The 24,103-nt window shown below is 59.0% G+C and carries 19 protein-coding genes; 5 read left to right on the plus strand and 14 right to left on the minus strand.

Annotated features, from left to right (window positions below):
• The first annotated feature begins 93 nt into the window (after positions 1–93).
• Both ACODTD_RS04670 and ACODTD_RS04675 read left to right on the plus strand, forming a co-directional pair.
• Complete coding sequence (locus ACODTD_RS04670) at positions 94–774, plus strand: Fe2+-dependent dioxygenase (RefSeq protein WP_011332426.1); 681 nt, start codon at positions 94–96, stop codon at positions 772–774.
• 57 nt (positions 775–831) lie between these two features.
• Complete coding sequence (locus tag ACODTD_RS04675) at positions 832–1,533, plus strand: tetratricopeptide repeat protein (protein ID WP_221615234.1); 702 nt, start codon at positions 832–834, stop codon at positions 1,531–1,533.
• A gap of 60 nt (positions 1,534–1,593) precedes the next feature.
• On the opposite strand, the gene ACODTD_RS04680 is transcribed toward ACODTD_RS04675, so the two are convergent.
• Positions 1,594–2,757 (minus strand): type III PLP-dependent enzyme, encoded by a 1,164-nt coding sequence (locus tag ACODTD_RS04680; RefSeq protein WP_007953693.1) that lies wholly within the window; start codon positions 2,755–2,757, stop codon positions 1,594–1,596.
• A gap of 878 nt (positions 2,758–3,635) precedes the next feature.
• On the opposite strand from ACODTD_RS04680, the gene ACODTD_RS04685 reads away from it, so the two are divergent.
• Positions 3,636–4,742 carry a DUF3472 domain-containing protein gene (locus ACODTD_RS04685; protein WP_181457906.1) on the plus strand — a complete coding sequence of 369 codons (1,107 nt, stop codon included), beginning with the start codon at positions 3,636–3,638 and terminating at the stop codon, positions 4,740–4,742.
• A gap of 156 nt (positions 4,743–4,898) precedes the next feature.
• Here ACODTD_RS04685 and ACODTD_RS04690 read toward each other — a convergent pair whose 3' ends face one another.
• The 4 genes from ACODTD_RS04690 to ACODTD_RS04705 are packed head-to-tail and all read right to left on the minus strand — an operon-like array spanning position 4,899 to position 8,327.
• Entirely contained in the window at positions 4,899–6,059 is a 1,161-nt protein-coding gene (locus ACODTD_RS04690; RefSeq protein WP_011332429.1) for an osmoprotectant ABC transporter ATP-binding protein OsmV, read from the minus strand.
• Entirely contained in the window at positions 6,056–6,709 is a 654-nt protein-coding gene (locus tag ACODTD_RS04695) for an ABC transporter permease (protein WP_007953690.1), read from the minus strand. Before ACODTD_RS04695 ends, ACODTD_RS04690 begins: the two co-directional genes overlap by 4 nt.
• A 13-nt stretch (positions 6,710–6,722) precedes the next feature.
• Positions 6,723–7,616 carry a glycine betaine ABC transporter substrate-binding protein gene (locus ACODTD_RS04700; RefSeq protein ID WP_085654604.1) on the minus strand — a complete coding sequence of 298 codons (894 nt, stop codon included), beginning with the start codon at positions 7,614–7,616 and terminating at the stop codon, positions 6,723–6,725.
• Between the two features lie 21 nt (positions 7,617–7,637).
• Positions 7,638–8,327 carry an ABC transporter permease gene (locus ACODTD_RS04705; protein WP_169844036.1) on the minus strand — a complete coding sequence of 230 codons (690 nt, stop codon included), beginning with the start codon at positions 8,325–8,327 and terminating at the stop codon, positions 7,638–7,640.
• A gap of 357 nt (positions 8,328–8,684) precedes the next feature.
• On the opposite strand from ACODTD_RS04705, the gene ACODTD_RS04710 reads away from it, so the two are divergent.
• Together ACODTD_RS04710 and ACODTD_RS04715 are read left to right on the plus strand one after the other, a co-directional pair.
• Positions 8,685–10,268 (plus strand): peptide chain release factor 3, encoded by a 1,584-nt coding sequence (locus tag ACODTD_RS04710; RefSeq protein ID WP_285356258.1) that lies wholly within the window; start codon positions 8,685–8,687, stop codon positions 10,266–10,268.
• 268 nt (positions 10,269–10,536) lie between these two features.
• Positions 10,537–10,797 carry a hypothetical protein gene (locus ACODTD_RS04715; protein WP_011332432.1) on the plus strand — a complete coding sequence of 87 codons (261 nt, stop codon included), beginning with the start codon at positions 10,537–10,539 and terminating at the stop codon, positions 10,795–10,797.
• A 107-nt stretch (positions 10,798–10,904) separates the two neighbouring features.
• Here ACODTD_RS04715 and ACODTD_RS04720 read toward each other — a convergent pair whose 3' ends face one another.
• The 9 genes from ACODTD_RS04720 to ACODTD_RS04760 form a co-directional block, all read right to left on the minus strand.
• Positions 10,905–11,885: a peptide ABC transporter ATP-binding protein gene (locus ACODTD_RS04720; RefSeq protein WP_007953682.1), complete on the minus strand. Its 981-nt coding sequence runs from the start codon at positions 11,883–11,885 to the stop codon at positions 10,905–10,907.
• Positions 11,885–12,853, minus strand: coding sequence for an ABC transporter ATP-binding protein (locus tag ACODTD_RS04725; protein WP_011332433.1), 969 nt, complete (start codon positions 12,851–12,853; stop codon positions 11,885–11,887). Before ACODTD_RS04725 ends, ACODTD_RS04720 begins: the two co-directional genes overlap by 1 nt.
• A gap of 10 nt (positions 12,854–12,863) precedes the next feature.
• Positions 12,864–13,790 (minus strand): ABC transporter permease subunit, encoded by a 927-nt coding sequence (locus ACODTD_RS04730; protein ID WP_011332434.1) that lies wholly within the window; start codon positions 13,788–13,790, stop codon positions 12,864–12,866.
• Positions 13,791–13,801: 11 nt separating this feature from the next.
• On the minus strand, positions 13,802–14,812 hold the full coding sequence (locus ACODTD_RS04735; RefSeq protein WP_007953665.1) for an ABC transporter permease subunit: 1,011 nt from the start codon (positions 14,810–14,812) through the stop codon (positions 13,802–13,804).
• A gap of 73 nt (positions 14,813–14,885) precedes the next feature.
• Positions 14,886–16,481: an ABC transporter substrate-binding protein gene (locus ACODTD_RS04740; RefSeq protein WP_489104572.1), complete on the minus strand. Its 1,596-nt coding sequence runs from the start codon at positions 16,479–16,481 to the stop codon at positions 14,886–14,888.
• Positions 16,482–16,559: 78 nt separating this feature from the next.
• Positions 16,560–17,975 carry an OprD family porin gene (locus ACODTD_RS04745; RefSeq protein ID WP_489104573.1) on the minus strand — a complete coding sequence of 472 codons (1,416 nt, stop codon included), beginning with the start codon at positions 17,973–17,975 and terminating at the stop codon, positions 16,560–16,562.
• Positions 17,976–18,152: 177 nt separating this feature from the next.
• Positions 18,153–19,751: an ABC transporter substrate-binding protein gene (locus ACODTD_RS04750; protein ID WP_201819010.1), complete on the minus strand. Its 1,599-nt coding sequence runs from the start codon at positions 19,749–19,751 to the stop codon at positions 18,153–18,155.
• A gap of 293 nt (positions 19,752–20,044) precedes the next feature.
• Entirely contained in the window at positions 20,045–21,670 is a 1,626-nt protein-coding gene (locus tag ACODTD_RS04755; protein WP_285356270.1) for an ABC transporter substrate-binding protein, read from the minus strand.
• 260 nt (positions 21,671–21,930) lie between these two features.
• Positions 21,931–23,532, minus strand: coding sequence for an ABC transporter substrate-binding protein (locus tag ACODTD_RS04760; RefSeq protein ID WP_489104574.1), 1,602 nt, complete (start codon positions 23,530–23,532; stop codon positions 21,931–21,933).
• Positions 23,533–24,103 lie beyond the last annotated feature (571 nt).

Genomic DNA, 24,103 nt, shown 5'->3' on the forward strand with positions numbered 1-24,103 from the left:
TACGGTTTTTGCCAGTTCATTCGTCTAGCGCGTTTTACACGGCCAATAAGAATCAATACCATTGGCATCCTTTTGTCATCTGGTGACGTCGCCATGCTCCTGCACATCCCCGCTCTGTTTGAGAAAGACGAAGTGCGGCGCATCCGCGAGGCTCTGGAACAAGCCGACTGGGCTGATGGAAAGATCACCGCCGGCTATCAATCGGCCAAGGCCAAGCACAATCTGCAGTTGCCGGAAGGCCATCCACTGGCCAAAGAGATTGGCGCGGCGATGCTTGAGCGCCTGTGGAAAAATCCGCTGTTCATGTCCGCCGCGCTGCCGCACAAAGTGTTCCCGCCGTTACTCAACTGCTACACGGCGGGCGGCAGTTTCGATTTCCACATCGACAACGCCGTGCGCCAGCCCAAGGGCAGTATCGAGCGCGTACGCACCGACCTGTCCGCCACGCTGTTTTTCAGCGAGCCCGAGGACTACGACGGCGGCGAACTGGAAATCCAGGACACTTTCGGCACCCAGCGGGTGAAACTGCCCGCCGGCGACATGGTGCTGTACCCCGGCACCAGCCTGCACAAGGTCAACGCGGTCACTCGTGGTGCGCGTTATGCCTCGTTCTTCTGGACCCAGAGCCTGGTGCGAGAGGACAGCCAGCGCGCCTTGCTGTTCGAGATGGACGGTGCGATCCAGCAACTGACCCACGACATGCCCGATCACCCTTCGCTGATCCGCCTTACCGGCACCTATCACAACCTCTTGCGCCGCTGGGTCGAGGTGTAAGTGGCGGACTTTCGGTTGCGTCGCGAAGAAGTCCTCGACGGCGAACGCCTCACGGCCATGCTCGAAGAAAGTCCTGCCCGCGCGGCTCAGGCAATTCTGCTGGCGGCGGGTGAGGGCGTGCTGGAGGCGCAGGCGCTGCTCGGGCAGATCCTGCTCGATGGCCACGGGATTGCTCAGGATCAGCCGTTGGCATTGCGCTGGTTTGAGATTGCTGCAGGGCAAGGTCATCTGATGGCGCGCAACATGCTCGGTCGCTGCCATGAACACGGATGGGGTTGTGTGGCGGACGCAGCAGTTGCCGCCAGGCATTATCGCGTTGCAGCAGATGAAGGGCTGGATTGGGCGATGTACAACTTCGCCAATCTGCTCGCAACCGGACGCGGTGTAGCGGTCGATCATTTTCAGGCCATGGCGTTGTATCAACGCGCTGCCGAGGCCGGTCATGCCAAGTCGATGAACTTGCTCGGGCGTTATCTGGAGGAAGGGCAAGTGTGCCCGTCGGATCCGGCAGCGGCCCGTGACTGGTATCGACGTTCGGCCGAAGGCGGAGACTTTCGCGGGCAGTTCAGCCACGCGGCAGTACTGGCGGCGGAGGGGCGCGTTGATGATGCGTTGGTCTGGCTGGAGAAAGCGCTGACCGGCGGCAACCTGAACTTCCTGCGAGTGGCCAGCCAGACGTTGGCAAGCGCAACCGATCCGCGAATCCAGGCACTGGCGCAGGCCTACGCTCGTCGTTGCGCCGAGTTACAGAACACCTGAATCGCAGCCACAAAAAAGCCCATGACACGTCATGGGCTTTTTGCATTACGCCAGCATCGCTTACACGTAGAACGACTTCAGCGGCGGAAAGCCATTGAACTCGACGGCGCTGTAGCTGGTGGTGTACGCACCGGTCGACAGCCAGTACAGGCGATCACCGATCGCCAGGTTCAGCGGCAGGCCGTACTTGTAGTTTTCGTACATGATGTCGGCGCTGTCGCAGGTCGGGCCGGCGATCACGACTTCTTCCATCTCGCCTTTCTTCTCGGTCCAGATCGGGAACTTGATCGCTTCGTCCATGGTTTCGATCAGGCCCGAGAACTTGCCCACATCGGTATAAACCCAACGTTCGACGGCGGTGCGGGATTTACGGGCGACCAGCACCACTTCACTGACCAGGATACCGGCGTTGGCGATCAGCGAACGGCCTGGCTCCAGAATGATTTCCGGCAGGTCATCACCGAAGTCTTCCTTGAGGAAGCGGATGATTTCTTCAGCGTAGGTTTCCAGGCTGTTGGTGCGGGTGATGTAGTTGGCCGGGAAGCCTCCGCCCATGTTGATCAGCTTCAGGTGGATGCCGTCTTCTTCTTTCAGGCGCTCGAAAATCACTTTGACCTTGGCGATCGCCGCGTCCCAGACGCTGATGTCACGCTGTTGCGAACCGACGTGGAACGAGATGCCGTACGGCACCAGGCCCAGGTCACGGGCGAGGATCAGCAGGTCCATGGCCATGTCGGTCTGGCAGCCGAATTTGCGCGACAGTGGCCAGTCGGCCGTGGTCGAGCCTTCGGTCAGGATGCGCACATAGACTTTGGCGCCCGGTGCGGCCTTGGCGATGTTGCGCAGGTCGGCTTCCGAGTCGGTGGCGAACAGACGCACGCCCTTCTCATAGAAGTAGCGAATGTCCTTGGATTTCTTGATGGTGTTGCCGTAGCTGATCTGATCCGCGCTGACGCCACGGCTCAGCACTTTGTCCAGCTCATAGATCGAGGCGATGTCGAAGCTCGAACCCTTCTCTTTGAGCAGGTCGATGATCTCGACGGCCGGGTTGGCCTTGACCGCGTAGTAGACCTTGGCGAATTCGAAACCGGCGCGCAGGTCATCGTAAGCCTGGGCGATCATCGCGGTGTCGATCACCACGAACGGGGTTTCCTGTTTGTCGGCGAACGCCTTCATTTTCTGAAAGGTTTCGCGCGCGAAATAGTCTTCGACCTGGATCGACATACTTGGGACTCCTAGTGGCAAACGTCGTTAATCAATGGGTGCAAATGAACGTCCTCCGTATCCCCACTTTGGTTCGCCTACTTCCCAAGGCATGTCGCCGAAAGCAAAAAGGCCATGGGAAATGTAGTCTTTCTTTCCCTTGGCCTTGCTGTCTCGTCGTCAGTACTTGAGCCGGATGGATCGTTTCCAGCATGGACGTTCGGCGCGAACTTTAGGGCGTGAGGGGCCTGAGATCAACTAAAAATGTCGCGTTTTTGCACGCTTCTGACGTACGTCGCGGATATCACTCTTTGTACCCGACCGAGATGACGGCCAGATGTTCCGCAATAAATTTCAGGTGTTAAAAATACCTGCACGTTCGAAGCTGATGAGTGCCAAATCAAGGGTAAGTGTGATCGCTTCAATATCGGCGACGTTGGCTGCTAGAGAAGGATCAGGGGTGGTTTTTGGTAGTTTGGTAAGGCTCGTTTGAGGAGGTTCTGCGGGCGCTGCTGTTGAGATTTTTTTCCGCTCTGTGAGGGGAACGAAACCAGACAGTTCTTTGGGGAAGCGAGCTTGCTCGCGAAGATATTTTCACCGTCGGCGTCATTGCTAAATGACATTTCGTCTTCGCGAGCAAGCGCTCGCTCCTATAGGGCCGCGTTTTACCTCTCCACAGTCTCCACGGGCAAGACGATATTGATCTTCGTCCAACGTGAACGACTCGAACTCGGATACACGAGCAGGCAGCGACCTCGAGCCCGTGCAGGCAACCAAGAAATAATCCTTGATAAATAAGCAGTTATATATTTCTGCGATTTCGACTGTCAGAGTTGACAGGTGGCAGTCGAGGTGGTGTGGAGTACGTTATGTTCTCAGCTACTTCGGAGACTCAGATAATGAACGTGAATATGAAAGGAAATGAAACAGTAACGGCGCAACGCAATCCAGACTTTCCAGATGATGGACCACATGTCAGTGCAGTATTTTCAGCACCTATGGCTGAGCTGATATATATGGAGCAGGAAGTTGCGGCAGGTAGAGATTATCCTGGCATTTATTGGTGTGGGAGTAACTTTAGGTTAGGGCGCTGGGGAGGGTATTTTGGGTTGCAAACTAATGGTGGTGCTGTCATTGGTGGTGTGCCTTATTATAATAATAATATTTGTTCCGTTTGGGGTGTGGGGGGGGTCAATCCTGAGCTGGAGTATGGGGTTGAGGGATTGTACAGTGACATTTTTACGGGGGAGGGAGTAGGTCTGCATACTTCTCATGCGATGCCTTGGAAAGCTGGCTATGTGTATGCGACAGTTTTGCGCAGATGGTATCGGCCAGGAGACAGCTTTACGCGAGTTGCGACGTTTATGTATTCCTACGAAACAGGGAAGTGGACGCACTTTTCAACTATTAAGATTCCAGAGGGAAATGTGTCATTTGTGAATCCTACTACTGCGGGATTTCTAGAACGGTTTGGTGGAAGTGCTACGCGTTATGATGGCTTTTGGGGACCGTCCTACCGCATGAGTGCTGATGGGGTGTGGGAAAAACCGCTTTACTTCGAGGGGGCAGCAGGAGGTAATAGGCCTTGGACGTGGGATATTGTTCCTGATGGGGATCAGGCACTAGGTCGAGTGCAGGTGGTATGTGGTGGGACTAATTCAAATACTGAAAACTACAAAAAGGTCAACGTGCAGCCACACAGTGACAAGCCGGCTCCTGTGGATAATAAAATTGCTGTTATGGGGATGAATGCCCGCTATCAAAATGATGGAGTTTATGTCGAATGGGTAACTGATGATGGCCGAACCCCACAGTTTAGTCACTTGTTGCGGGTGCATACGGGCAGTGCGACAGGTCCTGTAATAGCAAGTAATACTGACTTTTTTCCGGAAAAGCGCTCTGCTGCATTTGCTATGGGCAAACCACAAGAGGAGTGTTATGTAAGTCTGGTGTTGACCGATATTTTCAATCAGCAATCGAACTATGGGTATACGAAATTATTGTAGTTTTCGGGGTTTCCTGTATTTGAGGTTTAAAGTAATTTGCTGGGTTGCGGGGTTTTTCGGTGTCGATACGCCGAAGATATTTCTTTGGTCGTAACCAATTTGGATGTTCTAAATGTATCGCCGCTCACTCGGCGAAGTGGCGGCGATATTTCTATATCAGGCTATTGCAGTGTCGGCTGGGGAAACAATACTGGTCTTTCCCACGCCACGTGATTTACCGGAACTCAGGTAAGCCGCAATCGACTCCTGAGTCACCTCGCCGAGGAATACTCGCTCGGCATCCATCACCGGCAACCACGCACGATTGAACTCGTACATGCGCGACAACAGGATGCGCAAATGCTCGTCGTATGCCGCCGTGGCGTTGAACTCGCGCAAGAACTGCGCACAGGTGCCGGTCTGACGATGCAGGTCTCGACGGCGCACATAACCCAGTGCCTTGTTCTCAGCGTCAGTCACGACGACATAACGACGGTCATGTTCATCCATCAACTCCAGCGCATCGGCCACCGGGGTTTCCGGGCTCACCGACGGCGCATTGTCCGCCGCGTCCTCGGCTTTCACCAGCAGCAGACGTTTGAGAGTGCTGTCCTGGCCGACGAAGTTGCTGACGAAGTCATCTGCCGGATGGGCGAGCAGAGTGTCCGGATGGTCGATCTGCAGCAGCTTCCCGGCGCGGAAGATCGCGATCTTGTCGCCGAGCTTGATCGCTTCGTCGATGTCGTGGCTGACCATGATCACGGTCTTGTTCAGCGCGCGCTGCATCTCGAAGAACTCGTTCTGAATCATCTCGCGGTTGATCGGGTCCACCGCGCCGAACGGTTCGTCCATCAGCAACAGCGGTGCATCCGCCGCCAGTGCGCGGATCACGCCGATCCGTTGCTGCTGGCCGCCGGACAGTTCACGCGGATAGCGATGCAGATATTGCTTGGGCTCAAGCTTGATCATGCTCATCAGTTCGCGGGCGCGGTCGTGGCATTTCTGTTTGTCCCAGCCGAGCAGTTTCGGCACGACGACGATGTTCTCTTCGATGGTCATGTTCGGGAACAGACCGATCTGCTGGATCACGTAGCCGATGTTGCGGCGCAGGGTCACTTCGTCGAGGTCGGTGGTGTCTTCGCCGTTGATCAGGATCTTGCCCGAGGTCGGCTTGATCAGGCGGTTGATCATTTTCAGCGTGGTGCTTTTGCCGCAGCCCGATGGCCCGAGGAACACACAGATTTCGCCTTCATTGACGGTCAGGCTTACCGAGTCCACGGCTTTCACATCTTTGCCGTTGCTTTGGAAGGTCTTGCTGAGGTTTTGAAGTTCGATCATTTGAGGAGTCCTTTTGGAGTCAGCGAACGTTGCAGCCACTGCAAAATGAGGTCGGCGAAGATCGCCAGAAGACTGACCAGCAGCGCGCCGACGATGAGCATCGACATGTCGCTGCGGCTGATGGAGGCGAGGATCAGCACGCCGAGACCACCGGCGCCGATGGTCGCGGCGATGGTCATCACACCGATGTTCATCACCACCGCAGTGCGCACGCCGGCGAGGATCACCGGCACGGCGATCGGCAACTCGACCATGCGCAGGCGCTGGCCGAAGGTCATGCCGATGCCGCGTGCGGCTTCACGGATGCCCGGCTCGACGCCGGTCAGGGCGAGGTAGGTGTTGCGCATGATCGGCAGCAATGAATAAAGGAACACGGCGGTGATCGCCGGCATCGGGCCGAGGCCCTGGCCGAATTTCGAGTAGAACGGCAGCAGCAGGCCGAACAGGGCAATCGACGGCACGGTCAGCAGCACCGTGGCGCTGGCCTGCAAGGGACCGGCGAGGCTCGGGAAGCGCGTCATCAAAATGCCCAGCGGCACGCCGATAAGAATCGCCAGGCTGACGGCGATGCCGACCAGGGTGATGTGCTGCCAGGTCAGGTGCATCACCTGCTGCCAGTCGAGGTGGGAAAAGGCGTTCAAAAATTCCATGACTTTTCCTCCTTTAGTTCAGTGGATGCTGGCGCAGGAAATCGGCAGCGACTTTCGACGGGCTCTCGTGATCGACATCGACCCGCGCATTGAGCTGGCGCATGGTTTCGTCATCGAACAGCTCGGCCAGCGGCTTGAGTTGCTCGGCCAGTTGCGGGTGCGCGTCGAGGTAGGCCTGACGCACGACCGGCGCTGCGGTGTAATCCGGGAAGTAATGCTTGTCGTCTTCCAGCAGCTTCAGACCGAACGCGTTGAGGCGGCCGTCGGTGGTGTAGACCAGACCGGCGAACACCTGGCCGTTACGCAGCGCGGTGTAGACCAGGCCCGCGTCCATCTGCCGGATGTTCTTGCGGGTCAGGTTCATGTCGTAGAGCTTGACCATGCCGTCCAGACCGTCGGAACGGTTGGCGAATTCGGTGTCCAGCGCGACCAGGTGATTGGTTTTGGCTTCAGCCTTCAACACGTCGTTCAACTGGCTGATGGTGTGGATTTGCGGATATTCCTCAGCCACTTTTTTCGGCAGGGCGAGGGCGTAGGTGTTGCTGAATTTCGACGGTGTCAGCCAGACCAGGCCTTTTTTCGCGTCGAGTTCTTTGACCCGGGCGTAGGACTGTGCGCTGTCGAGTTTTTCAGTCACGTGGTTGTAGGCCACCAGCGACACACCGGTGTATTCCCAGAGCATGTCCAGTTGTCCGGTTTCGTGGGCGCTGCGGGCCAGGTTGCTGCCCAGGCCTCCGGTGATCTGCGCGTCGTAGCCTTTGCTGCGCAGGTATTGCGCGGTGATTTCCGCGAGCAGGGTCTGCTCGGTGAAGACCCGGGCGCCAAGGCGAATCACCGGTTTGTCGGCGGCTTGGGCGATACCTGCGAAGAGCAGCACGCAGCCCAGAATCAAGCTAAGTCGTTTCATATTCATTCCTTCGCAAAAGCCTCAAGACGGGCGCAAACCGCGTTCCAGCCAGAGACGGCTGGCGAGGGTGACCACGCCATCGAGCAGCAGGGCCAGGAGCGCGGTGCACGCGGCGCCGAGCAGCAGTTGCGGCTGATTGTTCAGGGCGATGCCGGGAAAGATCAGGCTGCCGAGGCTGTTGGCGCCGATCAGGAAGGCCAGCGGCGCGGTACCGACGTTGATCGCCAGCGCCACCCGCACACCGCCGACGATGATCGGCACGGCGTTGGGCAACTCGACTTTCCACAGCACCTGACGCGGGGTCATGCCGATGCCGACGGCGGCTTCTTTCAGTGAGCCCTGGACGTTTTTCAGGCCTTCATAGGTGTTGCGCACAATCGGCAACAGCGAGGCGAGGAACAAAGCGAAGATCGCCGGACCGCTGCCGATGCCGAGAACCCCCAGGGCAATCGCCAGCACGGCCAGCGGCGGCACGGTGTTGCCGATATTGAAGATCTGCATGAAGCGTTCGGCGCGGCCGACCATGGTCGGGCGGCTCAGGAAGATACCGGCGGGGATGCCCACGACCAGGGCGGCCAGCATTGAAGCGAGGACGAGAATCAGATGAGCTTGCAGGTAAAACAACAAATCGTCGCGGTAGTGTTCGATCGTGTTGATGCCGATCCAGTGGACCAGCAGGGCCAGGAGCGCGATCACCACCGCACCTCCCATCAGCCCTTTGCCATAGCGGATAGCCACAGGCGGACTCCTTTTTTTTAGTCGGCGAACGCAGTCCCGTGTGGCATGCCAAGCCTTGGCTGCCGGGAGAGTCGTTCGCGAGAAGCAGCTTTTTTTCAGCCCGGCAAAAGCGGTCTGAAAGCGAGCCATGAGCGCAGCCTCGTCAGGCTAACTTGCTGATTTTTCAGCCCCTGACGAATTGTCGTAACAGGGGATGGACGTCTCCGTGCTTTAAAAGGTTCCCATCCGAGGCAGCATTTGGCCACCCTTAATGTGCTCAACGGTTCGGTTATTGAATCGAGTTGGGCTATAATCGCCGCCCTTTTTTGAATCACCGCCAGGCGATTTCCCATGACCAGACAGGCCGCCGAAGTCGCGAAACGCCGCACTTTCGCCATTATTTCCCACCCCGATGCCGGTAAAACCACCATCACCGAAAAGCTCTTGCTGATGGGCAAGGCGATTGCCGTGGCCGGTACGGTGAAATCCCGTAAATCCGACCGCCACGCGACATCCGACTGGATGGAGATGGAAAAGCAGCGGGGCATCTCGATCACCACGTCGGTCATGCAGTTCCCGTATCGCGAACACATGATCAACCTGCTCGACACCCCGGGCCACGAAGACTTCTCCGAAGACACCTACCGCACTCTGACTGCGGTGGACTCGGCATTGATGGTCCTCGACGGCGGTAAAGGTGTAGAGCCACGGACCATCGCCCTGATGGACGTCTGCCGTCTGCGTGACACGCCGATCGTCAGCTTCATCAACAAACTCGACCGCGACATCCGCGACCCGATCGAACTGCTCGACGAGATCGAAGCCGTCCTGAAGATCAAGGCTGCGCCGATCACCTGGCCGATCGGTTGCTACCGCGACTTCAAGGGTGTGTACCACCTGGCGGACGACTACATCATTGTCTACACCGCCGGTCACGGTCACGAACGCACCGAAACCAAGATCATCGAGAAGCTCGATTCCGACGAAGCACGCGCGCACCTGGGCGACGAGTACGAGCGTTTCCTCGAACAGCTGGAACTGGTGCAGGGCGCCTGCCACGAGTTCAACCAGCAGGAGTTCCTCGACGGTCAACTGACCCCGGTGTTCTTCGGTACCGCACTGGGCAACTTTGGTGTCGATCACGTACTCGACGCTGTGGTCGACTGGGCCCCGCGCCCGCTGCCACGCGTAGCCAACGAGCGCACCGTTGAGCCGGTGGAAGAGAAGTTCTCGGGCTTCATCTTCAAGATCCAGGCAAACATGGACCCGAAACACCGCGACCGCATCGCCTTCATGCGTATCTGCTCCGGCAAGTACGAGAAAGGCATGAAGATGCGCCACGTGCGTACCGGCAAGGATGTGCGTATCGGCGACGCCCTGACGTTCTTCTCCTCCGAGCGTGAACAGCTGGAAGAAGCGTACGCCGGCGACATCATCGGTCTGCACAACCACGGCACGATCCAGATCGGCGACACCTTCAGCGAAGGCGAAACCCTGGGCTTCACCGGTATCCCGCACTTCGCCCCGGAACTGTTCCGCCGCGTACGCCTGCGCGACCCGCTGAAATCCAAGCAACTGCGCCAGGGCCTGCAACAGCTCGCCGAAGAAGGCGCGACCCAGGTGTTCTTCCCGGAGCGCAGCAACGACATCATCCTCGGCGCCGTCGGTGTGCTGCAGTTCGATGTGGTCGCCAGCCGCCTGAAAGAGGAATACAAGGTCGAGTGCTCCTACGAGCCAATCACCGTGTACTCCGCGCGCTGGATCGAATGCAACGACAAGAAGAAGCTCGAGGAATTCTCCAACAAGGCGGTGGAAAACCTGGCACTGGACGGTGGCGGTCACCTGACCTACCTCGCGCCGACCCGGGTCAACCTGGCCCTGATGGAAGAGCGCTGGCCGGACGTGAAATTCCGTGCGACGCGCGAGCATCACTAAGCGCTGAGTTGCTCTATCCAAAGCCCCCGATGCGCAAGCCTCGGGGGCTTTTTGTTGGCTGCAGAAACGGTTGCTCACCAGGCGTCCGAGAGTGGCGACCTCGCTTAGCCGATCCGGTTATGAGTGTTATTCGAAAGCGGTCTGTCCACGCATGGCATTTCCGGGCAGTGGTTAGCGTCCTATCTGGTGAACCCGGCGGATCGGAACTAGATTTCAATCAGCGTCAGGTCAGCATGAATTTCTCACCTGGAACAGGATGGACTCGGCTATGAAAAACAGGTTGCTACGGGTTTTGCTGCTGTTGAAAGTGATGGTGATGCTGTCCCTCGGCACCGCGACGGCCTGGGCCGAGTGCGAGGATCACGATACCCAGGCATCGAGCGGGCAGGAGGGGCACAGCGCGCTGATGCTGGCCAAGTCCGAGTCCGAGCCGGGCGATCAGGGCCAGGGTGGCAGCGCCGACGATGACGATTCGACCACCGATGAGCCGGACTCCGACGATGCGGACGAAGGCGATAGCCAGACGTAGATTCCGCGCAAAAGAAAACCCCTTCTTTCCCGATCGATGCGCAATCGGGGCAGAAGGGGTTGGGTCAACACATCAACAACCCGCCCCGGGAAACGGGGCGGGTTTTTTCATGCCGCGCCGTCGAGGAATTGCTCGGCGTAGTGGCATGCAACCTGACGCGTGTCGAGCTGGCGCAGGGCCGGCTCCTCGCTGCTGCAACGTGCGGTGGCGTACGGGCAGCGCTTGTGGAACGCGCAGCCAGGTGGCGGGTTCAGCGGGTTGGGCAGCTCGCCGACGATCTTGATTTTCGGCTTGTCCGGATCCGGGTGGATGGTCGGGGTCGCCGACAACAGCGCCTGGGTGTACGGGTGCAGAGGACGGGCATAGATGTCGTGCTTCGGACCGATTTCCACCGGGCGACCGAGGTACATCACCATCACGTCATCCGCCACGTGCTGCACCACCGCCAGGTTGTGCGAGATGAACACGTAACCGGTGTTGAACTCCTGCTGCATGTCCATGAACAGGTTCAGCACCTGCGCCTGGATCGACACGTCCAGCGCCGAGGTCGGTTCGTCCGCCACCAGCACTTTCGGTTGCAGCATCATGGCGCGCGCCAGTGCGATACGCTGACGCTGACCGCCGGAGAACATGTGCGGATAACGCTGGTAGTGCTCGGGACGCAAGCCGACCTGCTTCATCATCGCCTGGACTTTCTCGCGACGCTCGGCGGCCGACAGGTTGGTGTTGATCAGCAGCGGCTCGGCCAGTTGATCGCCGATTTTCTGCCGTGGGTTCAACGATGCGTATGGGCTCTGGAACACCATCTGCACGTCTTTGCGCAGTTGTTTGCGCTGAGCCTTGTCGGCGCCGGCCACTTCTTGCCCGGCGATTTTCAGCGAGCCGGACGACGGCTCTTCGATCAGGGTCAAGGCGCGGGCGAGGGTGGATTTGCCGCAGCCGGATTCACCGACGACGGCGAGGGTCTTGCCGGCTTCCAGCTCGAACGACACGCCGTTGAGGGCGCGCACGGTGGCGTGGCCCTTGAACAGGCCACGGGAGACTTCGTAGTGACGGGTCAGGTCGCGGGCGGTAAGTACGACGGCCATTACGCCACCTCCTGGTTCAACGGATAGAAGCAGCGGGCGAGGCTGTGGCTTTTCGGGTCAAGGGTCGGACGTTGCGCGCGGCAGCTGTCCTGCACGTACGGGCAGCGCGGCGACAGCAGGCAGCCTTGCGGGCGGTCGTAACGGCCGGGAACGATGCCCGGCAGAGTGGCCAGACGCTCGGCCCCTTGGCTGTGTTCCGGAATCGCCTTGAGCAGCGCTTCGCTGTACGGGTGCGCCGGGATGTCGAACAGTTGCGGCACCTGACCGACTTCAACGGCTTGACCTGCGTACATCACGCACACGCGCTGGGCGGTTTCGGCCACCACGGCGAGGTCGTGGGTGATCAGCACCAGGCCCATGTTCTGCTCTTTCTGCAACGCCAGCAGCAGATCCATGATCTGCGCCTGAATCGTCACGTCGAGTGCGGTGGTCGGTTCGTCGGCGATCAGCAGTTTCGGCTCGCCGGCAATCGCCATGGCAATCGCCACACGCTGGCTCATGCCGCCGGACAGTTGGTGCGGGTAGGCGTCCATACGGCTGGCGGCACCCGGGATTTCGACTTTTTCCAGCAGTTCGATCGCACGTTTACGCGCCTGCTTGCCGGACATTTTCAGGTGCAGGCGCAGCACTTCTTCGATCTGGAAACCGACGGTGTAGCTCGGGTTCAGCGCGGTCATCGGGTCCTGGAACACCATCGCCAGGTCTTTGCCGACGATCTGCCGACGCTGGCGGTTGTTCAGCTTGAGCATGTTCTTGCCGTCGAAGCTCAGCGAGTCGGCGGTGACGATCCCCGGGTGCTCGATCAGGCCCATCAGCGCCATCATGGTCACGGACTTGCCGGAACCCGACTCGCCCACGATCGCCAGGACTTCGCCCTTGTCGACTTTCAGGTCGAGGCCGTCGACGACCGGGGTGGCGTTCTTGTCGCCGAAGCGAACGTTGAGATTCTTGATTTCTAACAGTGACATGGGAATCTCCTCAGGCGGCGTTCTTGAGTTTCGGGTCCAGCGCATCGCGCAGGCCGTCGCCCATCAAGTTGATTGCCAGCACGCTGAGCAAAATGGTCAAACCAGGCAGACTCACCACCCACCAGGCGCGTTCGATGTAGTCGCGGGCCGAAGCCAGCATGGTGCCCCACTCAGGGGTTGGCGGCTGGACGCCGAGGCCGAGGAAGCCCAGAGCGGCGGCATCGAGGATCGCCGAGGAGAAGCTCAAAGTCGCCTGAACGATCAGCGGTGCCATGCAGTTAGGCAGCACGGTGATGAACATCAGACGTGGCAGACCGGCACCGGCCAGGCGCGCGGCGGTCACGTAGTCGCGGTTCAGTTCACCCATCACGGCGGCACGGGTCAGACGCACGTAGGACGGCAAGGACACCACGGCAATCGCGATCACGGTGTTGATCAGGCCTGGGCCGAGGATGGCGACGATCGCCACGGCCAGCAGCAGCGACGGCAGGGCCAGCATGATGTCCATCAGACGCATGATGGTCGGGCCGACCACTTTCGGGAAGAAACCGGCGAACAGACCCAGCAGGATCCCCGGGATCAGCGACATCACCACCGACGACAGGCCGATCAGCAGCGACAGGCGCGAACCCTGGATCAGACGCGACAGCAGGTCGCGGCCCAGTTCATCGGTGCCGAGCAGGAATTGCATCTGCCCGCCTTCGAGCCACGCCGGCGGCGTCAGCAGGAAGTCGCGGTATTGCTCGCTCGGGTTATGCGGGGCGACCCACGGCGCGAAGATCGCGCAGAAAATCACCAGCAGCATGAACAGCAGGCCGGCGACGGCGCCCTTGTTCTTGGCGAAGGCCTGCCAGAACTCTTTGTACGGAGACGGGTACAGCAGACTTTGATCCACGGCGGTGGCAGCGGTGGCTACTGAGGAAGTTGGAGTGCTCATGGGTATTGACCTCAGCGCTGATGACGGATGCGTGGGTTGGCAAAGCCGTAGAGGATATCCACCACGAAGTTGACCAGAATCACCAGGCAAGCGATTAACAGGATGCCGTTTTGCACAACCGGGTAGTCCCGGGCGCCGATGGCTTCGATCAGCCATTTACCGATGCCGGGCCAGGAGAAGATGGTTTCGGTCAGGACCGCACCGGCCAGCAGGGTGCCGACTTGCAGGCCGACCACGGTCAGCACCGGGATCAGCGCGTTGCGCAGGCCGTGCACGAACACCACGCGCGACGGCGACAGGCCTTTGGCCTTGGCGGTACGGATGTAGTCCTCACGCAGCACTTCGAGCATCGACGAACGGGTCATCCGCGCGATCACCGCCAGCGGAATGGTGCCCAGCACGATGGCCGGCAGGATCAGGTGGTGCAGGGCATCGAGGAACGCGCCCATGTCATCGGCCAGCAGGGTGTCGATCAGCATGAAACCGGTGCGCGGCTCGATGTCGTAAAGCAGGTCGATCCGCCCGGACACCGGGGTCCAGCCCAGGCTTACCGAGAAGAACATGATGAGGATCAGGCCCCACCAGAAGATCGGCATCGAATAACCCGCGAGGGAGATGCCCATCACCCCGTGGTCGAACAGGGATCCTCGCTTGAGGGCCGCGATCACCCCGGCCAGCAGGCCCAGGATGCCAGCGAACAGCAGGGCGGCCATGGACAGTTCCAGGGTCGCCGGGAAGAGGGAGGTGAACTCGGTCCATACGCTCTCACGGGTGCGCAGGGATTCGCCGAGGTCGCCGTGGGCCAGTTTGCCGATGTAGTCCAGGTACTGGGCGTACAGCGGTTTGTTCAGACCGAGGCGTTCCATTGCCTGAGCGTGCATTTCGGGGTCGACCCGACGTTCGCCCATCATCACTTCCACGGGGTCGCCGGGAATCATGCGAATCAACGCGAAAGTCAGCAAGGTGATGCCGAAAAACGTGGGGATCAATAACCCCAGTCGGCGGGCAATAAAACTAAACATCGTGTGTGGTACCTCATCAGCCGGTTAGGCGTGCCCGGCGCCCCTGGGGTCAGGGGCGCCGGGAGTTTCTTATCTACTTCACCTGGGTGGTGGCGAAGTTATTGGTTGTCAGAGGGCTGATGTGATAACCCTCTACGTTGTTGCGCATTGCGGTGAACATGCGGGTGTGGGCCATGCTGATCCACGGTTGGTCCTGATTGAAGATCACCTGGGCTTCTTCATACAGTTTGGCGCGTTCGGCCGGATCTACTTTAGCCCGTGCTTCGTCGAGCAGGGCCTGGAATTTCTCGTTGCACCAGCGCGCGTAGTTTTCGCCGTTCTTGGCGGCTTCGCAACTGAGCATAGGCGTCAGGAAGTTGTCCGGGTCGCCGTTGTCGCCCGCCCATCCGGCCGAAACCATGTCGTGCTCGCCGGCCTTGGCGCGTTTGAGCATCTCGCCCCATTCCATCACGCGGATGTCGATCTTGATCCCGACTTTCGCCAGATCAGCCTGCATCATCTGCGCACCCAGCATCGGGTTCGGGTTGGTCGGGCCGCCGCCGTTGCGGGTGAACAGGGTGAAGGTGGTGCCTTCCGGTACGCCGGCTTCCTTGAGCAGGGCGCGAGCCTTGTCGAGGTCACGTGGCGGGTTTTTCAGCTCGTGGTTGTAGCCCAGCAGGGTCGGCGGGTACGGGTTGACCGCAACGGTCGCGTTGCCTTTGCCGAACAGGGCGTTGACGTAGGCTTCCTTGTCGAAGGCGATGTCGATCGCTTTGCGCACCCGCACGTCGCTGATGTACTTGTGCTGGGTGTTCATGGCGATGTACGAGACGGTCATCGCATCCAGTTCATCGACTTTCAGGTTGCTGTCTTTCTTGATGCTCGGGATGTCATCCGGTTTCGGATACAGCGCGATCTGGCACTCGTTGGCCTTGAGCTTCTGCAGACGCACGTTGTTGTCGGTGGCAATCGCCAGGATCAGCGCGTCAGCCGGGGCCTTGCCGCGGAAGTAGTCCGGGTTGGCCTTGAAGCGAACCTGGGCGTCCTTGGCGTAACGCTGGAAGATGAACGGGCCGGTGCCGACCGGTTTGTTGTTCAGGTCGCCAGTCTTGTTGGCCTTGAGCAACTGGTCGGCGTATTCGGCCGGATAGATCGAGGAGAACGCCATGGCGATGTCGGCCAGGAACGGCGCTTCGCGGCGGGTCAGGGTGAACTTGACGGTGTTGTCGTCGACTTTCTCGACGCTTTTGAGCAGTTCCTTGAAGCCCATGCTTTCAAAGTACGGGAAGCCAACGCTCGACAGCTTGTGCCAAGGATGATTCGGGTCCAGCTGACGCTGGAAACTCCAGACCACGTCGTCGGCGTTCATGTCGCGGGTCGGCTTGAAATATTCGGTGGTGTGAAACTTGACGCCTTTGCGCAGATGGAACGTGTAGGTCAGGCCGTCTTCGCTGATGTCCCAGGACTCGGCCAGCGCCGGAATCACTTCGGTGGTGCCGGGCTTGAAGTCCGCCAGACGGTTGAAGATGGTTTCGGCCACCGCGTCGGCAGTGACTGCAGTCGTGTACTGGACCATATCGAAGCCTTCCGGACTGGCTTCGGTGCAGACCACCAAGGGTTTGGCCGAGACGCCGACAGCGACACTCAGCAACGCAGCCGCGATGGCCGCACGTAGGGGAAGCATTTTCATCAAGAACCCTCTGCAATCGGTTGAAGACAAAAAGCCGAACGGCCGACTCGTCACTGAGTCAGCCGTCGGCTGGCGTTTTTACAGGATGTTGAACGGAACGGTGGTCACCAGACGGAACTCGTTGATGCTGCCGTCAGCCTGGTTTTCGCTGGCGCGGTGCGCGGTGTAGGTCGCACGAACGGTAGTGGCTTTCAGAGGACCGCTCTGTACGGCATAAGAGGCGCCGATGCCGTATTCATAGTGGTGCTCGCCGTCCATCGACTGCACGCCGTCGTAGCCGCCACCCTTGTAGTGAGTGCCGTCGATGCCCCAGCCGCGGGCCTGGTAGATGTTGAACTTCAGGCCTGGCACGCCGTATTCGGCCATGTTCAGACCGTAGGCCACCTGGAAGGATTTCTCGTTCGGGCCGTTGAAGTCCGACAGCAGGGAGTTGGCCAGGTAGATGCCGTTGGTTTCGTGCAGGTAGTCGAAGTACTCGTTACCGTTCACTTCCTGGTAGGAGAAGGTCAGGGTATGCGCCTGGTGAGTCAGGCCGAACGACAGGGAGTAGGTGTCGTTGTCGATTTCACCGAGTTTTTTCTTACCTTCGTCCACGGTCTTGTAGTAGTTCAGACCGGTGGTCAGGGCCAGAACCGAGCTGTCACCCAGCACGTGGGTGGCGCCGAAGTAGTACTGGTTCCACAGGTCTTCGGCCTGGGTGCCCCACAGGCTGGTGGTCAGGCTGGCGAACGGCTGGTACGAGATGCCGCCGGTGTGAACGTGGTTGGCTTCGGCATCGATCGCGCCGTATTCGGAGCGGAACTTGCTCAGGCTTTCTTCGGTACGCGGCGAAACGCGGTCGAACGAGGCCAGGTCGAAGGACAGGTTGTTCAGCTCTTCGCTGTGGATCGCGATACCTTCGAAGCTCGATGGCAGCGGACGGTTGCCGATCACATCGACCTGCGGGCTGCTGAAGTTCATGCGGCCGGCGGTCAGGGTGGTGTTGGAGATGCGCGCCTTGACGTTGGCCAGGCCGACTTTGCTCCACTGGCCCTGGGCTTCGCCGCCTTCACGGGTCAGGGTACGGTTGTTGCCTGCGCCTGGACGGGTGCCCGGTGCGCCACCGTTATTGGACGCCAGGTTCTCGCGGTCACGCTCCAGCGCGATGGCGTTGTACGCCGCCACTTCGGTGCTGAAACCGACGGTGCCTTCGGTGAAGCCCGAGTTGTACTTGACGATGGTGCCTTGCACCCAGTTGATACGACGATCGGTCGGGGTGGCCACGCCATCCTTGCGATAGGTGAACTTGCCGCCGCGTTTCAGTTGTTCGTTGGCGTACCAGTTACGGGTCGAGCCGCTGATCGACTGACCTTCGAGGAAGCCGGTGGCTTCAGCCTGGGCGCTCTTCTCGTTGACGGTCACCGGAGTGAACGCCTGGCTTTGGGTTTCCGCGTAAGCCGTGGCGGTGATGCTGCTGATGGCCAAGGCCAGTATCGCGGTATTGCTCAGTTTCATGGGTGAAGCTCCTTTACTTTCTTTTTATGCCGGCTTTTTTGGGTTGGCCGGTTATTGGTTTAGAACTCATTCACACATCGCAAACGTTTGCAAAAGGCCAGATTGGCGAATTTCGGCAAAGCGCTTGCGTGAGGGGGTAGACGGCCCCCTCAGCATTGCGGCTAATCGGTTGTTTGTTTAATCGATGCTGACACCCGAAAACACGTTGCGACCGAACGGGCTCACCTTGAACCCTTCGACTTTGGCGCTCAGCGGCTGGTTGACCGTCGAGTGGGCGACAGGCGTGATCGGCACTTGCTGCTTGAGCAGTTGCTGGGCCTGTTTGTAGAGCACGGTGCGCTGGTCACGGTCGGTGACGACCTTGGCCTGTTTGATCAGCTTGTCGTAAGCCGGATCGCACCACATGGAGTAGTTGTTGCCGCCGATGGCGTCGCAGCTGTACAGCGTGCCGAGCCAGTTGTCCGGGTCCCCGTTGTCACCGGTCCAGCCGATCAGGCTGATGTCGTGCTCGCCATTCTTGGTGCGCTTGATGTACTCGCCCCATTCGTAGCTGACGATCTTCACTTTCAGACCGATCTTGGCCCAGTCCGCCTGGAGCATCTCGGCCATCAGTTTGGCGTTCGGGTTGTACGGACGTTGTACCGGCATCGCCCATAAGGTGATCTCGGTGCCTTCCTTGACGCCGGCAGCCTTGAGCAGCTCTTTGGCTTTTTCCGGGTTGTAGGCGGCGTCCTTGATGGTGTCGTCGTAGGACCATTGGGTCGGCGGCATGGCGTTGACGGCCAGTTGGCCGGCGCCTTGATAAACAGCGTTGAGAATCCCCTGTTTATTTACTGCCATATCCAGCGCCTGACGCACTTCGAGCTGGTCGAACGGCTTGTGACGGACGTTGTAGGCGATGTAGCCAAGGTTGAAGCCCGGCTTCTCGATCAATTGCAGTTTCGGATCGTTCTTCAGTGCCGGCACATCGGCAGGGCGCGGGTGCAGGGTGATCTGGCATTCGCCGGCCTTGAGCTTTTGCACGCGCACCGAGGCGTCGGTATTGATCGCAAAAATCAGGTTCTTCAGCTTCACCCGGCTCGGATCCCAGTAATGCGGGTTGCCGGTGTAACGGATGTTCGAATCTTTCTGGTAGCTCTTGAACACGAACGGGCCAGTGCCGATCGGCTTCTGGTTGATGTCGCTCGGCTTGCCTTCGGCCAGCAGCTTGTCGGCGTATTCGGCAGACAGGATGGCGGCGAAGCTCATGGCAATGTTCTGGATGAACGCGGCGTCGACGCTGTTGAGCGTGAACTGCACGGTCAGCGGCCCGGTCTTTTCGACCTTGGCGATGTTCTTGTTGAGGCTCATCCCATTGAAATACGGAAACTCGGTCGGATAAGCCTTACGGAATGGCTGTTGCGGATCGAGCATGCGGTTAAACGTGAACAGCACGTCGTCGGCGTTGAAATCGCGCGTAGGTTTGAAGTACGGCGTTGTATGAAATTTCACACCTTCGCGCAGGTGAAAGGTGTACTTGAGACCATCCTCGGAAATATCCCAGCTGGTTGCCAGGCCCGGTACGACATTGGTCGCGCCTTTTTCAAACTCGGCCAGTCGGTTGTACAACGGTTCGGCGGCGTCGTTATCGGTCGCCGTCGTGTACTGCGCGGTATCGAAACCGGCCGGACTGCCTTCGGAGCAGAACACCAGACTGTTGCTGGCGGCGTAACTGGCAGACGTGGCGGCCAACAGGCCGGCGCCCAGCAATGCGGAAAAAACCAAGGTATGGCGCATGACGCTCCCTCTTTTTTTAGTGTTTTTCAATGCGCCGCGATCCCGTCCAGGGACGTTGTGGCCGCATTGAGCTCAAACCAACAGCAAACCGATAGCCCACGCAGTCACTGGTCAGAACCCGACGGTAGGGGCCGTGGGTCTGGCAGTAAATGCGCTGAGTCCTAAAGACTCGTAGGAAAAGGCAACGCGTCCTAACCCAACCTAGTAAGACTGGTTAGAAAGGGCTGTAGGCAAATTCCTGACTTCTCGGCAAAAAAACAGCGGCGACGCTGAAAACGTCGCCGCTGCTTCTTTTATTTGCTGACGCTGACGCCGTAGAAGGAGTTCAAGCCGAATGGGCTGATCTTGAAGTCCTGCACGTTGGCGCGCATGGGTTGATACACCGTCGAGTGAGCGATAGGTGTCATAGGGACTGCATCTTTGAGGACGTGCTGCGCCTCTTTGTAGAGTTCGGTGCGCTTGGCCTGGTCAGTGGTGCGCTTGGCTTCTTTCACGAGGCCGTCGAATTTCTTGTCGCACCATTTGGAGAAGTTGTTGCCACTCAGGGAGTCGCAACCAAACAACACGTTGAGCCAGTTGTCCGGATCACCATTGTCACCGCTCCAGCCAATGATCATCGCCTGGTTCTCGCCGCCTTTGGAGCGCTTGATGTACTCGCCCCACTCGTAGCTCTGAATCTTCACGTTCAGACCGATTTTCTTCCAGTCGGACTGGAGCATTTCGGCCATCAGTTTGGCGTTCGGGTTGTACGGACGCTGAACCGGCATCGCCCACAGAACGATCTCGGTACCTTCCTTGACGCCGGCTTCCTTGAGCAGCTGTTTGGCTTTCTCAGGATCGTACTTGGCGTCCTTGATGGTGGTGTCGTAGGACCACTGGGTCGGCGGCATGGCGTTGACGGCCAGTTGGCCTGCGCCCTGGTAAACCGAATCGATGATCTGTGGCTTGTTGACCGACATGTCCAGCGCCTGGCGAACGCGCAGGTCGGCCAGCGGGTTGGCTTCGTTGCTGCCCTTGACCTTGTCCATCACGTTGTAGGCGATGTAGCCCAGGTTGAAGCCGGCCTGGTCAGGCATCTTCAGCGCAGGATCGGCTTTCAGTGCCGCGAGGTCGGCCGGACGCGGGAACAGGGTGACCTGGCACTCGTTCTTCTTCAGCTTCTGGATACGTACCGACGGGTCGGTGGTGATGGCGAAGATCAGGTTGTCGATCTTCACGTCTTCAGGCTTCCAGTAGTCCTTGTTGCCGGTATAGCGGATGTTGGAGTCTTTCTGGTAGCTCTTGAACACGAAAGGACCAGTGCCGATCGGCTTCTGGTTGATGTCGGCAGCCTTGCCTTCTTTCAGCAGCTGGGCTGCGTACTCGGCGGACTGGATCGACGCGAAGCTCATGGCCATGTTCTGGATGAACGCGGCATCGACTTCTTTCAGGGTGAACTTGACGGTGTGGTCGTCGACTTTATCGATCTTGGTGATGTTGGTGTCCATCCCCATGTCGGTGAAGTACGGGAATTCGGTCGGGTACGCCTTACGGAACGGGTCATCCTTGTTAATCATGCGATTGAAGGTGAACAGCACGTCGTCGGCGTTGAACTCACGAGTCGGCTTGAAATACGGGGTGGTGTGGAACTTGACGCCTTCGCGCAGGTGGAAGGTGTAAGTCAGGCCGTCATCCGAGATGTCCCACTTGGTCGCCAGCCCAGGAATCACGGCGGTACCGCCACGCTCGAACTGGGTCAGACGGTTGAACATGGTTTCGGCTGAGGCGTCGAAGTCGGTTCCGGTGGTGTACTGGCCTGGATCGAAACCGGCCGGGCTGCCTTCGGAGCAGAACACCAGGTTAGTCGCAGCGGTGGCGAAAGGTGCGGAGGCTAACAAGCCTGCGCCGACTAAAAACGGAATGACCGCGTGTTTAAGCATGTTGGCCTCATGATTTGTTGTCATTTTTTAGTAGTGAGGTACGACCTCGTGAGTCGTGCCTGCGGATACTTATGCAGGGCCCATACCCAATGCAAGATCCAGAGCGCTCGGCGGCCTCAAAGCGTGGCACGAACGTACCTTAATGTCGCATCCGTATAACTTCTGACGCATTTGACCGTTTGCGACCGGTTTTTACGGTGCAAATGGAGCCCCAAAACGGTGCGTTGGTCACGCTGTGCGCGCCGGATTGGGGCCGGGTGTTACTTATTTATACCCACGCCATAGAAGGGGGTTAGACCGAACGGGCTGATCTTGAAGTCGCTGACTTCCTTGCGCAGTGGCTGGAACACCGTGGAGTTGGCGATCGGCGTGATCGGCACCTGCTGTTTAAGGATCAGTTGCGCCTGTTGATACAGTTTTACCCGTTGCGATTTATCGGTGGACACCTTGGCCTGCTGTACCAGCTTGTCGTAGGCCGGATCGCACCATTTGGCGTAGTTGCTGCCGTTCACCGCCGCGCAGCTGTAAAGCACGCCCAGCCAGTTGTCCGGGTCGCCGTTGTCACCGGTCCAGCCGTAGATCATCGCGTCGTGTTCGCCGTTCTTGGCGCGCTTGATGTACTCGCCCCATTCATAGCTGACGATGTTGGCCTTGATGCCGATCTTCTCCCAATCCTGCTGGATCATCTGTGCCGACATCCGCGCATTCGGGTTCGAGGCGCGCTGCACGGTCATGGCCCAGAGGTTGATGGTTGTACCCGGTGCAACCCCGGCTTCCTTGAGGAGCGCCTTGGCTTTTGCCGGGTCGTGCGGCGCGTCTTTTATGTTCGGATCAAATGACCATTGCGCTGGCGGCAAGGCGTTCTGCGCCAGCTGCCCGGCACTCTGGTAAACCGCCTTGATGATCGCTGGTTTGTCGATGGCCATGTCCAGCGCCTGGCGCACTTTGAGCTGATCCAGCGGCGGATGGGTGGTGTTGTAGGCGAGGAAGCCGAGGTTGAAACCGGGCTGCTTCAACACCCGCAGGTTCGGGTCTTTTTCCATCACTTCGATATCGGCGGGGCGCGGGTAACCGCTGACCTGGCATTCGCCGGTCTTGAGCTTTTGCAGGCGTACGGCGGCGTCCGGGGTGATCGAGAACACCAGGTTATCGAGCTTCACGTCCTCGGGTTTCCAGTAGTCCTTGTTCGCCGCGTAGCGGATCTGCGCGTCCTTCTGGTAGCGCTTGAACACGAACGGGCCGGTGCCGACCGGTTTCTGGTTGAGGTCGGCGGCGTGGCCTTCCTTCAGCAGTTGGGCTGCGTATTCGGCCGATTGCACCGAGGCGAAGCTCATGGCGAGGTTTTGCACGAACGCGGCGTCCACGTTGTTGAGATTGAAGCGCACGGTGTTGTCGTCGAGTTTTTCCACGGATTTGATCGTGGTGTTCAGGCCCATGTCGGTGAAGTACGGGGATTCGGCGGGGTAGGCTTTGCGGAAGGCGTTCTCCGGGTCGAGCAGGCGCTGGAAGGTGAAGAGGACATCGTCGGCGTTGAAGGTTCGGGTCGGAGTGAAGTAGTCGGTGGTGTGGAATTTTACGTTTTGGCGTAGGTGGAAGGTGTACTGGAGGCCGTCCGGGCTTACGTCCCATTTGGTCGCCAGACCGGGTTCGACTTCGGTGCCGCCGCGTTTGAATTGGGTGAGGCGGTTGAAGACGGTTTCGGCGGAGGCATCGAAGTCGGTGCCGCTGGTGTATTGGCTGGGGTCGAAGCCTGCGGGGCTGGCTTCGGAGCAGTAGACGAGGGTTGTGGCTGCGTTGGCGATTGGGGTTATGGCGGTCAGGGCCAGGGTTATTAGAAGTGGTTTGAGGGTGAATCGATCCATGGAGTCCCCGGGTGTATTGGAGGTAGTTGTGGGGAGGAGGGTAGCCGGGGTTTCGGTGGGCGCGGAAATATCGTTTTTCTAGGTGAGGTGTCTATCTCGGTATATCTGGGGTGATTGTGTGCATATCCGATGCTGCGGTAACGGCTTCTTATGGTTCCGCCCTTACGGCGGGTCACTTTTTACAAACGCCTAAAAAGTAACCAAAAACGCTTGCTCCTACGTTCGGCCCCTCGCTAAGGCTCGGGGTTCCTTCGCTCCGGGATTTATCCGGGGGGCATCGCCTACGGTTTGCTTCGCTGCACCTCCTCTCGATGTGTTTGGCTTCGCCAAACGGTCGCTGCGCTCCCACCCCCGGACAAATCCCTCCACTCAGCCTTCCGACGTCGCCCGTGGATCAAGATCAAAAGCTGCAGCCGAGCTAACGCTCATCCTGTTGAGTGGTGGTGGGGCAACAGCTAGAGCGGTTTGTGTGCTTTTCGGATTTTGAATTCACCTTCGATATCTCACGTCGGCGTATTTCATTTAAACGACGCGGTCAGTCCCCTCTCCCTCCGGGAGAGGGCTAGGGTGA

This window comes from Pseudomonas sp. FG35 (assembly GCF_057809295.1).

Bases quoted from the DNA above. Each gene is read 5' to 3' on its own strand.
- ACODTD_RS04670 (WP_011332426.1), top strand. From the start codon at position 94: ATGCTCCTGCACATCCCCGCTCTGTTTGAGAAAGACGAAGTGCGGCGC.
- ACODTD_RS04675 (WP_221615234.1), top strand. From the start codon at position 832: ATGCTCGAAGAAAGTCCTGCCCGCGCGGCTCAGGCAATTCTGCTGGCG.
- ACODTD_RS04680 (WP_007953693.1), bottom strand. From the start codon at position 2,757: ATGTCGATCCAGGTCGAAGACTATTTCGCGCGCGAAACCTTTCAGAAA.
- ACODTD_RS04685 (WP_181457906.1), top strand. From the start codon at position 3,636: ATGAACGTGAATATGAAAGGAAATGAAACAGTAACGGCGCAACGCAAT.
- ACODTD_RS04690 (WP_011332429.1), bottom strand. From the start codon at position 6,059: ATGATCGAACTTCAAAACCTCAGCAAGACCTTCCAAAGCAACGGCAAA.
- ACODTD_RS04695 (WP_007953690.1), bottom strand. From the start codon at position 6,709: ATGGAATTTTTGAACGCCTTTTCCCACCTCGACTGGCAGCAGGTGATG.
- ACODTD_RS04700 (WP_085654604.1), bottom strand. From the start codon at position 7,616: ATGAAACGACTTAGCTTGATTCTGGGCTGCGTGCTGCTCTTCGCAGGT.
- ACODTD_RS04705 (WP_169844036.1), bottom strand. From the start codon at position 8,327: ATGGGAGGTGCGGTGGTGATCGCGCTCCTGGCCCTGCTGGTCCACTGG.
- ACODTD_RS04710 (WP_285356258.1), top strand. From the start codon at position 8,685: ATGACCAGACAGGCCGCCGAAGTCGCGAAACGCCGCACTTTCGCCATT.
- ACODTD_RS04715 (WP_011332432.1), top strand. From the start codon at position 10,537: ATGAAAAACAGGTTGCTACGGGTTTTGCTGCTGTTGAAAGTGATGGTG.
- ACODTD_RS04720 (WP_007953682.1), bottom strand. From the start codon at position 11,885: ATGGCCGTCGTACTTACCGCCCGCGACCTGACCCGTCACTACGAAGTC.
- ACODTD_RS04725 (WP_011332433.1), bottom strand. From the start codon at position 12,853: ATGTCACTGTTAGAAATCAAGAATCTCAACGTTCGCTTCGGCGACAAG.
- ACODTD_RS04730 (WP_011332434.1), bottom strand. From the start codon at position 13,790: ATGAGCACTCCAACTTCCTCAGTAGCCACCGCTGCCACCGCCGTGGAT.
- ACODTD_RS04735 (WP_007953665.1), bottom strand. From the start codon at position 14,812: ATGTTTAGTTTTATTGCCCGCCGACTGGGGTTATTGATCCCCACGTTT.
- ACODTD_RS04740 (WP_489104572.1), bottom strand. From the start codon at position 16,481: ATGAAAATGCTTCCCCTACGTGCGGCCATCGCGGCTGCGTTGCTGAGT.
- ACODTD_RS04745 (WP_489104573.1), bottom strand. From the start codon at position 17,975: ATGAAACTGAGCAATACCGCGATACTGGCCTTGGCCATCAGCAGCATC.
- ACODTD_RS04750 (WP_201819010.1), bottom strand. From the start codon at position 19,751: ATGCGCCATACCTTGGTTTTTTCCGCATTGCTGGGCGCCGGCCTGTTG.
- ACODTD_RS04755 (WP_285356270.1), bottom strand. From the start codon at position 21,670: ATGCTTAAACACGCGGTCATTCCGTTTTTAGTCGGCGCAGGCTTGTTA.
- ACODTD_RS04760 (WP_489104574.1), bottom strand. From the start codon at position 23,532: ATGGATCGATTCACCCTCAAACCACTTCTAATAACCCTGGCCCTGACC.